Here is a 13,246-nt window from a genome sequence, read left to right as displayed (position 1 = left end):
CTTGTTCGGGTGTGGGGTAAAATCGGAACGAGTAGGCTTTTTCCATACCTCACATTTTAGCATATATTTCGTAAATGTGCTAATATTTAACAGTAAAGCCGTCGTAGAACGACGGGGTTTCAGACCCAAAATTTTCGATGACCAAGAACAGATAGATAAATAAAGCAAAGGCGACTAATCCTAAAAGGGTTAATGCGAAGGCTTGCCCCCTATCGATAGTGCTTCCCGTAGAAGCTTGAACGATGGAGGAGAAAAGAATTGTCAGACAGAAATTTAAGAAAATATACCAGAAAAATCGGTATTTTCTAGGGGCTGCTTTCATAAGAATTAGATTTTTTTGGAGATTTGTTTTTGCCAGTAAATCAAGAAAATAGCTGTAGTTGTCGATAGGTTGTCTTGTTCCCCTTTTTCAATTCATAGTTAAGAATACATTGGCCTACATATCTAGCCAAATTAACAGGAACCGCATTGCCAATCATTTGTTCTAGATTAGATTTTGTTCCTGTAAAAATAAAGTCTTTAGGAAAAGTTTGAATATAGCTTCGCTCCCTCGTTGTTAGCGGTCTTAATTTTTCCTTGAGATGACAAGCATCACCGGGATGTTGTCGATAGGTTTTGGGAACTGGTCGATTTACTCCTCGAATAGTAGGGCTAGGTTCATAAATACTGAATATCGCCCTTCTTTGATAGCTTCTAGGATGTCTATAATAGTATTCTATATCTAATTCTTTGCCCATATAGTCAAATACAGTCAGAGGTTGACTTGATAGATTTTCATTGATCTCATCGATTAAAAAATCATCTTCTTCCTTCATTTTACCGATCAGAAAATATCTTTTTCTAGTTTGAGGAACTCCGCAGTAACAAGAATTGATAACTTTTTCAGTTAAACCATAACCATGGCTTTTAAAAATTTGTTTTGCTTGAGTGAGTATTTTACTTTTCTCAATTCTATCCACATTTTCCATAACAAACCATTGGGGACTTACTCTAGTGACAATTTCAGCGAATGTGAGCGTTAGATTCGCTCGTCCTAAACCCTCGTCTCTCTTACCCGCACTGGAAAAGTCTTGACAAGGAGGGCTGCCGACAATAATCTCAGGATTATATTGAGCAAATATTTCTTGGCTAGATTCTCTAGATAAATCGACATTAAATATCGGATGACTAAAGTTATTTCTATAGACATCTATAGCAGGTATCCAATTATCAAATGCGGCCACAATAGTAAACCCCGCTTTCTGGAAACCTAAAGATAAACCACCACAACCAGCAAATAAATCGATTGTGATCATTTTGCTCCCTCCTCTAAATTGACTCTCGAAAGCATAAAATAAATGATCGGAATCGGGAGCTAGACCGTATAACTCTTGTGTACTTAACTCCGCAGGTTGAATTTTTAAATTTTCGTCAAGTTTCAGATATACATTTTTCAGTCCTTTCCAATCCAAGTAAGCGCACAAAGAAGCTGGAAATGAGGAGTTAAATTGATTTTTACCCCATGTTTCTTTTTGGTTAAAATCCCGATTCGAGTGCTTCAATCCGAATAAACTAGGCTTAAATATTGCCGATTTTGCCATTACCTCAACCCGATCGCTGAAATTATCTCATCAATAATCTTAATAGCAATAAACGGCGCAATCATGCCTCCCACGCCGTAGATGAGGATATTGCGCCGCAATAGTTGGTCAGCAGTGAGCGGGCGAAATTGAACGCCTTTAAGTGCTAGGGGAATCAAAACGGGGATAATCAGGGCATTGTAGATCAGGGCCGAGACGATCGCCGATTGAGCGCTTTTCAAACCCATGATATTTAAAGCACCGATCCCGGCGGCGGCGAAAATCGTCGGGATAATGGCGAAATACTTGGCGATATCGTTGGCTACCGAAAACGTGGTCAGGGCGCCGCGGGTAATGAGTAACTGTTTGCCGATGGTCACTAAATCGATCAGCTTGGTCGGGTCGGAATCGAGATCCACCATATTGGCAGCCTCCTTCGCCGCTTGGGTTCCGGAGTTCATCGCCACACCGACATTAGCCTGGGCCAGTGCGGGTGCGTCGTTGGTTCCGTCTCCCGTCATGGCAACTAACTTGCCCTTGGCTTGCTCGCGACGGATCACCTCGATCTTATCTTCTGGGGTGGCCTCGGCGATAAAATCATCCACCCCCGCCTCCGCCGCGATCACCGCCGCCGTGATCTGGTTGTCGCCGGTGAGCATGATCGTTCTCACACCCATGCGCCGTAATTGGTCGAAACGCTCTTTTAATCCCGGTTTCACGATGTCCTTGAGATAGATCACCCCGTAGATATCGTTACCCCGACAGACGGCGAGGGGAGTTCCCCCCAAACGGGAAACCCTTTCCTGTGCCTCATCGAGGGTTTCGGGAACGGAACCACCGCGGGAACGGACGAAACCTTTAATCGCGTCTACGGCTCCCTTACGGTATTCCTCGCCGTCCCTATCGGTGCCGCTCATGCGGGTACGAGCGGAGAATTCGATTCCCTCGCCGGGTTGGCCATCGATATCGAGGTTCGCGCCCAAATTCCGGGCTAAGGCAACGATCGAGCGTCCTTCCGGGGTTTCGTCGAAAAGGCTGGCCGCTAGACAGATGCGGGCTAATTCCTCGAGGTTATGACCGTTCACGGGGATAAATTCGTCAGCCAGCCGGTTTCCGAGGGTGATCGTTCCCGTTTTGTCGAGAAGGAGGGTATTCACGTCGCCGCAGGCTTCCACCGCGCGTCCAGAGGTGGCAATGACGTTAAACTGAGCCACACGATCCATCCCAGCGATGCCGATCGCGCTCAATAAACCGCCGATCGTCGTGGGAATGAGAGCGACGAGGAGCGAGATCAAGATGGCGATACTGGAACCGGCCCGAAAGGTATCCGCGACCGCCGGCCCGAGGCTCGTTTCCAGGAAACCGGCGATATAGTTCCCGATCGAGGGAATCGTGGCGACGACAATTAAAAAGACTTGGGTTAACACGGCCAGAAGTACCGTCAGCGCGATCTCGTTGGGGGTTTTCGTGCGCTCGGCCCCTTCCACGAGGGAGATCATGCGATCGATAAAACCCCGGCCGGGATCTTGAGTGATCCGCACTGTCAACTCGTCCGAGAGAAGCCGCGTACCACCGGTGACAGAACTGGCGATGTCGGTGCCGGGTTGTTTGAGGACGGGGGCCGATTCTCCGGTGATCGCCGATTCATCCACCGAACCGATTCCCTCGATCACTTCCCCGTCGGCGGGAATCACGTCCCCGGCCACCAGTTTTACCCGATCGCCCCGACCCAAGGCCGTGGAACTGACCGACTCGATCGAGCCGTCGGCAAGGATTTTCCGGGCCATCGTGTCGCTGCGGGTGGAGCGCAGGGCATCGGCCTGGGCTTTTCCTCGCCCCTCGGCGATCGCCTCGGCGAAGTTGGCGAACAGCACCGTGAAGAAGAGGATGAGGGTGATGATGCCGTTAAGTAGCCGTTGTTGTCCCCTATCCCCGGCGATCGTGCCGAATAGATGCGGGTCGATCGTGACCAGGGCCGTGACGATCGTTCCTAACCAGACCACGAACAGGACCGGGTTACGCACGGCGATGCGCGGGTCCAGTTTGAGGAAGGACTGCCGGATCGCGCGTTGATAGAGACCTGTCCGGTTTACCTTGGGGGTGTGGCGGCGATCGTCCCGGCGACCTCTCGGCACTCGCAACGGGCGGGAGGATTTAGAATTTCCTTTGTTCGTTCTCATAAATTATCTAAACTCCTAGCCGATCATCCGGGTGATTTGAAAGGCTTCCGCGATCGGCCCGAGGGCTAATATCGGCAAGAAAGTGAGCGCACCGAGAATTAAAATCACCCCCGCCGTCACGCTGGTAAAGAGTCCGGTATCGGTGCGGAGGGTTCCGGTGGTGGCGGGAACCGGTTGTTTGCGGGACATCCCATCGGCTAACAAGAGCAGGGCGGCGATCGGGATATACCGTCCGGCGAGTAAACTGAAGCAGGCGCTCAGATTCCACCAGAGAGCGGTAATCGTCGGTTTCGCCCCAGCCGCGATCGCAAGCGGCGCGGGTTGGGAATCCCCTAGTCCCTCGAATCCCGACCCGTTATTGGCAGCGGCGGAAGCGTACTCGTAGATAACTTGAGATAATCCGTGAAAGCCGGGGTTACTGATGCCCTGAAAGTCGGGAAAGGCAAGGGCGATCGCTCCAGGGATGAGGATGGCGATCGGGTGAACCAGCAGAATTAAAAAACTCGCTAACACCACTTCCCGTTTCTCGATTTTGCGCCCGAGGAATTCGGGGGTTCGCCCCACCATTAGCCCGGTGACGAATACCGCCAGGATCAGATAGGCAAACAGGTAGGCGGTGCCGGTTCCCTGGCCGCCGAAAACGATTTGCAGGAACAGATTCGAGAGGGTGGCGAAGCCGCCGTTCGGCATCAAGGAATCGTGCATGGCGATCACCGCACCGCACATGGTGGCCGTGGTAGTTACCGCGTACAGGGCCGATTGCGCCCAACCGAAGCGTACTTCTTTGCCCTCGAAGTTAACCGCTCGCTCCACCCCTAGCAGGGAGTTAACCGCCTGGTTGCCGTTATATTCCCCGATCGCTGTGATGATCGTAAAGCCGATGAAGATACCGAGGGGAATTAGATAGATTAACCGAGCTTGCTTGAGATTATCGGCGAAAACCCCGTAGGTATAGATCAGGGAGGTGGGAATCGAGAGAATCGCTACCAACTGCACCAGATTGACGAATCCGTTCGGGTTTTCAAAGGGGTGGGCCGAGTTGCTGGCAAAAAAGCCACCGCCGTTTTCTCCCAATTCCTTAATAATCTCGAAGTGGGCCACCGGACCGCGGGCGATCGCCTGACTCAGGTTGGGGTTTTCTAGCGTCGGCAAGATCGCCGGGCCTGCGAGGGTTTCCGGGACTCCGGCGATGATCAGGGCAATTGCCCCCACGATCGAGATCGGTAAGAGGATACGGGTGATCGCTCGGATCAGATCCACGTAGAAATTGCCCAACGGTCGCCCCGTCAATCCCCGAATAAAGGCGATCCCCACCGCTAGACCGGTTCCGGCCGAGGTGAACATCTGGTAGCCGAGACCCCAGAGCTGACTCCCGTAGCTGAGGGTGGTTTCTCCGGAATAATGCTGTTGGTCGCTGTTGGTGATAAAGGAAATCGTCGTATGTAGGGTGGTGTCCCAAGAAGGGGCGGGGATCCCCGTCGGGTTGAGGGGAAGGACTCCTTGGCCCGCAATCAGGGAAAAAACCAGAATTGCTATTACCGCGTTACTGTAGAGAACGGCGCGGGCGTACTGCCAGCCGGTCATATTCTCTTTCCCTTTCACTCCGACGAAGGTGTAAAGAAGACTCTCGACTCGATCGCACAGTGGGTCGAGTAGGGTTCTCCGTTCCATGAACACCCTAGCCATATACCGCCCGAAAAAGGGGGTGATCGCCACGATTATCAGGATCGTGAGCGCGATTTGAATCCATCCTTGCAACATGGTTCGATCAACTCCAAAAAAAGTCCCGTGGAGGCTCGATCAACGATCAACCGGGAAACTCACGGGTTCGCTGCCTCGAAACCGCTTGCTGAAAACCGAGTTTGTCTAATCATTAGCGATCATTAACAAATGGATGTCGAGGGATTATTATCGCCTCTGCTGGAACGATTATAGCGATTTGTCGCACCTTGACAATCTATATTTTTTCCGTTCGTTGTCCTATCAGCTTTTACGCACTTATGCGGCAATACCGACAATCAGCAATTATCAGTGACTCTTAAGATGTTAGGTCACAAGTGTTTAATCCAAGCTGATGGCCAAATACCGCCAATTTCGAGACCAGCTAGACAACTAGAGCTATTTATAATGTTTTTACCGCGACTATCAGCCAATTTTATCGATAATTTACCTTTGAGGGTATCTTGACAAGCAAAACAGAGACCTTTTTCTGTGGGTACACGCACGCGATCGGGAGGATGATCACTGATACCGATTAAGACAATGGTATAATTCTCGTTGGTTGCCCTCATTTCCCAGTATCCCCAGGGTTGCACTGTCCAACTTAGTTGAGAATCCCAGATATCAAACTTATAAAAGCGATTTTGGCAGTGAATACCGATAATTCCCACCGATTCCGTCCAGTTGAGAACTTTCCGGGTAGAACCCACTGCGGTTAAGGTTAAATCGGGATTTTCAGGGAAAGCATTACAATTAATCCAAAACCACTTTTCGGGGAAAGAATAACCCCAATTTTTCTCGCTATAAAAAGGTACATTCTCAAATTGGTAATTTTTTCCCCCATAGGTAATCATTCCCGTTGCTAAACCATGAGCAGTTAAAATCTGCCAACCTGGGTCAAAAATCGGTAAATAAGATAATATTCCTGCTGTTGCTTGGGGTAAACGCTTGTTATCTCCCCAACTGTACCTAGTTTCAACGCAATAATCCCATTGACAGATTTCTCCAGTGACGGGATCATAAATTCGTCCTTGCTGCTGGTTTGCCGTTGCTTGATAACCCTCTTGAACAGACTCAAAAAAAGCTGACGGGGAAAGGAGACAGGGACGGATTTTTAAGTTAGTTTTTCCCCAATGGATAATGGCTAATTCCTGACGACTTGCCCAAAATTTATCCGTATCGGGAAAAGTGCGACAAAGATAATTAGATTCTATGGCTAAAATTTGTACCGCTCCGCCGCTATTGACTTGACCGCCGCTTGGGTCTTGAATAGAATACATAAAGGCGAATCCGTCGGCTAATTGCGGAATCATGACTCGGAAGTACCAACCTTCAAAGAATCGGGGAGTGATACCATCCCAATGGTAGCCAGAATGAGGGGGTTGTGAAGACATCGATGGGTTTATCTTTAGGTATTGATTTTGGCACATCGGGAGCGCGAGCGATTGCTATTGATTCTAGCAAAAATATCGTCGCTGAGGTTCATTATCCTTTCACTAATGCCAATTTTCAGGATTGGCAAAAGGCCCTATTTTATTTATTGGATAATCTAGGGGATTCGGTGCGTTCAGAACTTAAATCGATCGCAATTAATGGTACTTCCTCGACGGTGTTATTATGTGATAATTGGGGTAATCCTCTTTCTGAGGCAATATTATACAATGACGGGCGAGGAATTGCCTTTTTAGAAGCAATTAAAGCTATAGCACTCCCTCACCATCCCGTGATTAGTGCTACCTCCAGTTTAGCTAAATTACTTTGGTGGAGTGAACAAGAAATTTTTTCGCAAGCGCGTTATTTTCTCTCGCAAGCGGATTGGTTAGCATTTCTCCTGCACGGTAAACTGGGAATTAGTGACTATCACAATGCCTTAAAGTTAGGTTATGATCTCGAAAATCTCTGTTATCCCGATTGGTTAGAGAATTTACCGATGTTTAATTTATTACCGCAAATTTTTGCCCCGGGTACAGCGATCGATACTATTAAACCGGATTTAGTGACTCGTTTTGCTATCCCGAAAGATTGTTTAATTTATACGGGAACCACCGACAGCATAGCGGCATTTTTAGCCAGTGGTGCTAATTCTTTAGGGGATGGGGTGACATCTTTAGGTTCAACTTTAGTCTTAAAATTATTAAGTAGCCAGAAAGTTGATGATAGTAACTATGGCATCTATAGTCATCGTTTAGGAAATTTGTGGTTAACTGGTGGGGCATCCAATACGGGAGGAGCAGTGTTAAAGAAGTTTTTTTCTGATCAAGAATTGAGAAATTATAGTTTAGCAATAGATGGACAAAAAGAAAGTAATTTAGATTATTATCCTCTACTAAAAGCGGGCGAGCGCTTTCCAATTAATGATCCTTTTTTACCCGTGAAACTGACTCCCCGGCCCGATAATCCTCGAGAATTTTTGCATGGTTTACTGGAAAGTATTGCCCGCATTGAAGCTTTAGGTTATCAGCGTTTACAGGAATTGGGAGCCAATAAATTAGAGCGAGTTTATAGTGCGGGTGGTGGGGCAAAAAATTCGACTTGGAGAATAATTCGTCAGCGTCATTTAGGGGTTCCCGTGCTTTTATCTCAACAGGAGCAAGCGGCCTATGGTACTGCCCTATTAGCACAGCAATCGGTTACGCTATTGAAATATTCTCATAAGTAGGGTTTGCGGCAAAAAGTTTGTTGGTGGGGTTAGGAGTCGGTCGTCAGGAGTCAGTATTCAGGAGATAGGGTGATAGGGTTTTGGGGCGATAGGGTGATGAGACAGCTTCCCCATTTCCCCATTTCCCCACTTCCCCACTTCCCCACACCCTACACCCTTCGTTAATTAACCATAATAGGGTGGCTCATTACCCAGTTTCCATTTGATATTACAGCCTAAACTCGGTTTTTGGTCCGTCGGCACCGGTTGACCGGTTAAAACCTTGTCAATAGCGGCGCGCAGATCTTTGCCTGTCACCGGTATTCCATTACTAGGACGACTATCATCCAATTGACCGCGATAGACTAGGATGCGCTGACTATCAAAGAGGAAAAAATCGGGAGTACAGGCTGCCGTGTAAGCTTTCGCCACTTCTTGGCTTTCGTCATAGCATAAATTGAATTTAAAGTCAAGGGTTATCGCCATTTTTTTCAAATTTTCGGGCGAATCATCGGGATATTTCTCCACGTCATTAGAACTAATTGCGAGGATGCCCAGATTGGTGTTAGCATAATCGCGACCTAGACGGGAAAGTTCTTCTTGAATGTGTTTAACAAAGGGACAATGTTCACAGAGGAAGATGACTAACAGAGCGGTTTTAGCCGCAAAGCTGTCCAGAGAGATAGTTTCACCCGAAACCACATCGGGTAAGGCAAAACTGGGAGCTTTTGTCCCCAGATCTAACATTGTGGACTCGGTGCGTGCCATAAAGTTTCTACTCTTTTCTATAGGGAGGACTGAGATTTTTATAGCATTTCACGCTTCATCGCGCAAATTTAAGGCCTTAACCAGCATCAGTAAACAGTAATCAGTGAACTGATAAGCCATTGACCTATCTAAATTACTGGTTAGAGCTGCAGTAGTCATAGTTCGCAGTGTCCGCCAATTGTGGAATAAAACTACTACAGAAATTCGCTTCTTCATCAGTAGTTTAGCAGCGGATGCCCAAAAACAGGCCGAGGTGATTCGCAGATTGGAGTATCGAAAATAGTCTCCATTGGGTACTCGATGTTACATTTAGTGAAGATGCCAGTGGGATTCGTCTGGGGTATGGAGCGGAAAACCTAGGTCTGTTGCGCCGTTTAAGTCATTAGTAGATGCAATGAGTATATCCATTTATCGAACTCTTGAGTCGAAATGACTGGGTTGCTTTCAATTTACACACATTACAGAAAATCAGAAATTAACCTTCCATACATTGTATCCAGTTCATAACATTCTGGACAACTTACTGGTAAACTGGCAAACTTGGGAGCATCTCACCTTTGTAACCACTAAATCAGGTTTTATGTCAAGCTATTTTGAAAGCCTTGCTAGAAACCAGTTTTAGGGACAAGTATAATTACTCACTTGCATAAATGAGATGCTCCAGGCAAACGGCAAACGGCAAACTGGCAAATGGCAAACTTACTGGAAAAATAAAATTATGGGAACTTTGCAAGCAAAAAACCACATCCTCAAACCTGTATTCATCATCATATCAGGATTAGCGATTACTCAAACTATTGGCTGTACAACTTTCAATAGCTATCATCAGAAAAATCAAGTAAACGCCCAAACACCTGCAAAACCAGCACCCCAAGAAATTGTACAAACTGGAGAAGTGCGCCCTTTACCCGGTAGTTTAGATAAAATACCTGTTTTTAATAGCAACAGTCCAGAGTGGATCAAAAATGAAGGTATTCTACTTTCTACTTTTACACCTAATAACAAAAAAGTTCCAGCCGCACATTTAAACTTTCCCATTCAAGGCAGATTTGATTTATTTGCTCATCATTATACCCACACTCCCAAGGATTTACAAACCTTATATATAGGAGTAATTTTACATAATCCCAGTAAAAAACCTATCACTATTAACATTTTACAAGGTGCGAGTTATTTAATGACAGAAGCACCGTTTGTCACCTTGCAACCCTACATAGAAAATAACGATGGTAAAGCATTTTCTGGACCAGGTGCAAGAGCAGTAGCGGATGTTTTGCGGGGAGTACGTCAAAAAGAATTTCCAGCAAGAATAGTCATTCCTGCTGGGGGAAGTCAAATGTTGTTAAACCATCCTATCCCAGTCAGAAATTTAGAAAAACCTGTCAATGGGAGATCCAGTTTTTTCCGATTAAATAGCAGTGGTAAAATTTATGCAGCGAGTTTAGCCATGTTTGCGAAAAAAAATGCTGATGGTAGCGAGCGCGCACCCACATTAAAAGAATGGCAAGACTTATTAAATAACGGTAACTTTGCAGGACCAAGAGATAAAACCCCCACACCCCCAGATGCAAAAGGAGGTCAATTAATTTACAGCAGAGTCGCAGGTATATCCGAAGGTGCAACATGGAAAGCAAACCTCACAGACAACACCAAAACCCAAACCCTGACTATTCCCGAACCAGGTAAAACTATTTCTTATCCCATAGCCACCTTACGGGGTGGAAGGTTAGGAACAGAACAAAGCCAAACCGCAAAAATGCTAGTGCGGTATCCTGATACTGCTTACGAAGCACATGGTAACTATGGGGTAGAATATCAACTCAACATACCTTTAACTAATAACACTGATAAAAATCAGACAGTTAGCATCACTTTAGAAACTTCATTAAAAGAAGATAGACTATCTGAAAAAGGAATTAAATTTAGAAAACCATCATTAGACTTTCCCTTTTTCCGTGGTACAGTGCGTTTAAAATATAGCGATGATCAAGGTAAACAACAAACCCGTTATGTACATTTATGGCATAGAACAGGGCAGGTTTTAGATCCTTTATTAAAACTAGATTTAAAACCAGGAACTCAAATAAAAGTACAATTAGATGTTATTTATCCACCTGATTCTACACCGCCGCAGGTGGTTACAATTAAGACTTTGGAAAATTAAAATAAATTGCAACAGACAAAAATCACTGACTGCCTTGTCTGTTACGGCGAACTGACAGGAGTTAATCTGAGAGGAAGCAAAAAAAAAGGGCGTTGCTGAATCAAGGTATGAATGACAATCTTGCACCCATCCAAAAGTTAGTTTGGGTCTAGGTTTTAAAAATCCCACAAAAGAAGATTCATATCTCAAATCAGCAACGCCGGTTGAATGGTACTCAACCCCTCTTTCTTTCCCTCCCCGTTTATCTTGACTCTAATCTCGGAATTTAGCAACAGTTTTCTTGCCTTAAATCCCGGAATTAACCTACTGAAACTGATCTGCCCAATTTTCGATCACACGCTGACTTTCGCGAGCAATAACTAAAGCATTATCGGGGACATTTTTAGTGATAGTTGAACCCGCAGCCACGGTGACATTTTTTCCTAATTTTAAAGGAGCCACTAAAACACTATTTGCCCCGGTTTTTGTGCCACTGCCGATCAGAGTTTGGTGTTTTTTCACGCCATCGTAATTAGCCGTAATTGTTCCCGCACCAACGTTAACTTTTTCCCCTAAAGTGGCATCTCCCAGATAGGATAAATGGGCAATATTGGTTTGATTGCCGATGCTACTTTTTTTAATTTCAACAAAATTACCGACTCGACAATTAGCCCCAATTTTCGCTTCTCCGCGCAAATGAGCATAGGGACCGATGCGACAACCAGAATCCACCTGACTATCAGAAATAACCGAAAATAAGACCGTTACATCGCTGCCTATCCGACTATTTTCGATTAAACTCCCCGGACCTATACGACAACCAGAAGCGATTATCGTCTCACCGCGCAGATGGGTTTGGGGTTCGATAATCACATCGGGACTGAGGGTGACAGTATCCTCAATGGTGACACTATCGGGGTCAATTATGGTGACTCCAGCGGCCATCCAATCATCTTTGACTCTAGTTTGCAGGATATCATAGGCGGCGGCCAATTGTTTGCGATCGTTAATGCCGCTAATTTCTAAAAAGTCCTCCACATCCACGGCCATGACGGGATCGAGAAAATTGACCACATCCGTGAGGTAATACTCACCTTGATCGTTATTGGGCGTTAAATTAGGCAGTATAGCCGCTAATCTTGACCAATTAAAGCAGTATATACCTCCATTAATCCGGTGGTTTTGTCGTTGGGCATCGGTACAGTCTCTTTCTTCGACAATCTGCTTAACGAGATTATTGCCATCACAAAAAACTCGACCGTAACCTTTCGGGTTTGGGAGGTTAGCAGTTAAGAGGGTGGCAGCGTTACCATGGTTTTTATGAATCTGGAGAAGATTTTGCAAGGTTTCGGGACGCAACAGGGGAACATCGCCATTTAAGACCAACAAATCCCCCTGAAAGTCCTCTAAATGGGGGATTAACTGCTGAATAGCATGGCCAGTGCCTAACTGTTCCTTTTGTTCGACAAATTCGATATCTTCAAGATGCTGTAGATTATTTCGCACCTGTTCCCCTTGATAACCGATAATCACCAGTTTTCGCTGCGGATGTAAGGATTCGCTGACATTAAGGACCCGTTCCACTAGCGATCGACTGCCGAGGGGATGTAAAACTTTCGGAAGGCTGGACTTCATTCGGGTTCCCTTACCCGCCGCTAAAATTGCTACCGCTACCATGGTCATGCTTGCCAATATCGTTCGCGACTGAGTATATCGCACTCCGATCCCTTTGGTTGCAAGAATTTTTCCCCTCTTTAATCCTGTGCCAGTTGAGAAACTACCATAAAAAGGTTTTCTTTAAGACATTGTTAAGGTACTATATACAAATTGAAACAATTAAACATAATTAGCACTCTATAGATACCGCTATGACAACTGTACTAACTAAGGAATCCTCCGCCATGAAACAGATTCGCACCACCTACCAAGCTGACCAACAGGTGAAATACCTGCATCTAGAAGCGGAAATCGAGGTACTGCTGCAACAACTGCAAAACCTCAAGCGCAAAAACCAAGAGAATCAAAACCTAAATTAAAGAAAATTTCCCTAAGAATTCTCAAATCCCACCCTCTTACTAGCGAGAAGGTGGGAAAATGTTTTTTGAGAATTCCAGATAGGTGTAGATTATTGACATCCTCGCCGCCGTAAAACGGACGGCGATTCCCAAACCTCACGATTTGGGTTTCTGCTTCTTTCCCGAAGGATTTTTCGCACCTGCCTTAACAGATTTACTCTGTT

The 13,246-nt window shown here is 45.9% G+C and carries 11 protein-coding genes; 3 read left to right on the top strand and 8 right to left on the bottom strand.

Annotated features, from left to right (window positions below; translation table 11 throughout):
• The 6 genes from IM477_RS22895 to IM477_RS03695 all read right to left on the bottom strand — a co-directional run.
• A partial coding sequence (locus tag IM477_RS22895; RefSeq protein WP_353737100.1) for a helix-turn-helix domain-containing protein occupies positions 1-46 on the bottom strand: 46 nt, incomplete at its 3' end.
• A gap of 33 nt (positions 47-79) precedes the next feature.
• Entirely contained in the window at positions 80-322 is a 243-nt protein-coding gene (locus IM477_RS03715; protein ID WP_287730572.1) for a potassium-transporting ATPase subunit F, read from the bottom strand.
• A gap of 40 nt (positions 323-362) precedes the next feature.
• Positions 363-1,580, bottom strand: coding sequence for a DNA cytosine methyltransferase (locus IM477_RS03710; RefSeq protein WP_287730571.1), 1,218 nt, complete (start codon positions 1,578-1,580; stop codon positions 363-365).
• The gene (kdpB, locus tag IM477_RS03705; protein WP_287730570.1) at positions 1,580-3,739 is read right to left on the bottom strand and encodes a potassium-transporting ATPase subunit KdpB; all 2,160 of its coding nucleotides are present in this window, start codon (positions 3,737-3,739) and stop codon (positions 1,580-1,582) included. Before kdpB ends, IM477_RS03710 begins: the two co-directional genes overlap by 1 nt.
• A 15-nt stretch (positions 3,740-3,754) precedes the next feature.
• Positions 3,755-5,500 carry a potassium-transporting ATPase subunit KdpA gene (kdpA, locus tag IM477_RS03700; RefSeq protein WP_287730569.1) on the bottom strand — a complete coding sequence of 582 codons (1,746 nt, stop codon included), beginning with the start codon at positions 5,498-5,500 and terminating at the stop codon, positions 3,755-3,757.
• Between the two features lie 290 nt (positions 5,501-5,790).
• Positions 5,791-6,852: a tocopherol cyclase family protein gene (locus IM477_RS03695; RefSeq protein WP_287730568.1), complete on the bottom strand. Its 1,062-nt coding sequence runs from the start codon at positions 6,850-6,852 to the stop codon at positions 5,791-5,793.
• Positions 6,853-6,854: 2 nt separating this feature from the next.
• Between IM477_RS03695 and IM477_RS03690 the strand changes: the two genes are divergently transcribed.
• Positions 6,855-8,117: an FGGY-family carbohydrate kinase gene (locus IM477_RS03690; RefSeq protein WP_287730574.1), complete on the top strand. Its 1,263-nt coding sequence runs from the start codon at positions 6,855-6,857 to the stop codon at positions 8,115-8,117.
• Positions 8,118-8,282: 165 nt separating this feature from the next.
• Here the strand turns inward: IM477_RS03690 and IM477_RS03685 are convergent, their stop codons facing one another.
• The gene (locus IM477_RS03685) at positions 8,283-8,864 is read right to left on the bottom strand and encodes a thioredoxin family protein (protein WP_149987311.1); all 582 of its coding nucleotides are present in this window, start codon (positions 8,862-8,864) and stop codon (positions 8,283-8,285) included.
• Positions 8,865-9,519: 655 nt separating this feature from the next.
• Between IM477_RS03685 and IM477_RS03675 the strand changes: the two genes are divergently transcribed.
• A complete protein-coding gene (locus IM477_RS03675) occupies positions 9,520-11,028 on the top strand; it encodes a DUF3370 domain-containing protein (protein ID WP_287694685.1) in 1,509 nt (502 codons plus the stop codon).
• Positions 11,029-11,331: 303 nt separating this feature from the next.
• Here the strand turns inward: IM477_RS03675 and glmU are convergent, their stop codons facing one another.
• Positions 11,332-12,684, bottom strand: a complete 1,353-nt coding sequence (gene glmU, locus IM477_RS03670) for a bifunctional UDP-N-acetylglucosamine diphosphorylase/glucosamine-1-phosphate N-acetyltransferase GlmU (protein WP_287730573.1) — start codon at positions 12,682-12,684, stop codon at positions 11,332-11,334.
• A gap of 191 nt (positions 12,685-12,875) precedes the next feature.
• Between glmU and IM477_RS03665 the strand changes: the two genes are divergently transcribed.
• The gene (locus IM477_RS03665) at positions 12,876-13,043 is read left to right on the top strand and encodes a hypothetical protein (RefSeq protein ID WP_002801704.1); all 168 of its coding nucleotides are present in this window, start codon (positions 12,876-12,878) and stop codon (positions 13,041-13,043) included.
• Positions 13,044-13,246 lie beyond the last annotated feature (203 nt).

This window comes from Microcystis sp. M090S1 (assembly GCF_020246295.1).
Classification (GTDB): Bacteria; Cyanobacteriota; Cyanobacteriia; order Cyanobacteriales; family Microcystaceae; genus Microcystis; species Microcystis aeruginosa.
This window is presented reverse-complemented; position numbering and strand designations above follow the sequence as displayed.

Bases quoted from the DNA above. Each gene is read 5' to 3' on its own strand.
- IM477_RS03675 (WP_287694685.1), top strand. From the start codon at position 9,520: ATGCTCCAGGCAAACGGCAAACGGCAAACTGGCAAATGGCAAACTTAC.
- IM477_RS03715 (WP_287730572.1), bottom strand. From the start codon at position 322: ATGAAAGCAGCCCCTAGAAAATACCGATTTTTCTGGTATATTTTCTTA.
- IM477_RS03685 (WP_149987311.1), bottom strand. From the start codon at position 8,864: ATGGCACGCACCGAGTCCACAATGTTAGATCTGGGGACAAAAGCTCCC.
- IM477_RS03665 (WP_002801704.1), top strand. From the start codon at position 12,876: ATGACAACTGTACTAACTAAGGAATCCTCCGCCATGAAACAGATTCGC.
- glmU (WP_287730573.1), bottom strand. From the start codon at position 12,684: ATGGTAGCGGTAGCAATTTTAGCGGCGGGTAAGGGAACCCGAATGAAG.
- kdpA (WP_287730569.1), bottom strand. From the start codon at position 5,500: ATGTTGCAAGGATGGATTCAAATCGCGCTCACGATCCTGATAATCGTG.
- IM477_RS03695 (WP_287730568.1), bottom strand. From the start codon at position 6,852: ATGTCTTCACAACCCCCTCATTCTGGCTACCATTGGGATGGTATCACT.
- IM477_RS03690 (WP_287730574.1), top strand. From the start codon at position 6,855: ATGGGTTTATCTTTAGGTATTGATTTTGGCACATCGGGAGCGCGAGCG.
- kdpB (WP_287730570.1), bottom strand. From the start codon at position 3,739: ATGAGAACGAACAAAGGAAATTCTAAATCCTCCCGCCCGTTGCGAGTG.
- IM477_RS03710 (WP_287730571.1), bottom strand. From the start codon at position 1,580: ATGGCAAAATCGGCAATATTTAAGCCTAGTTTATTCGGATTGAAGCAC.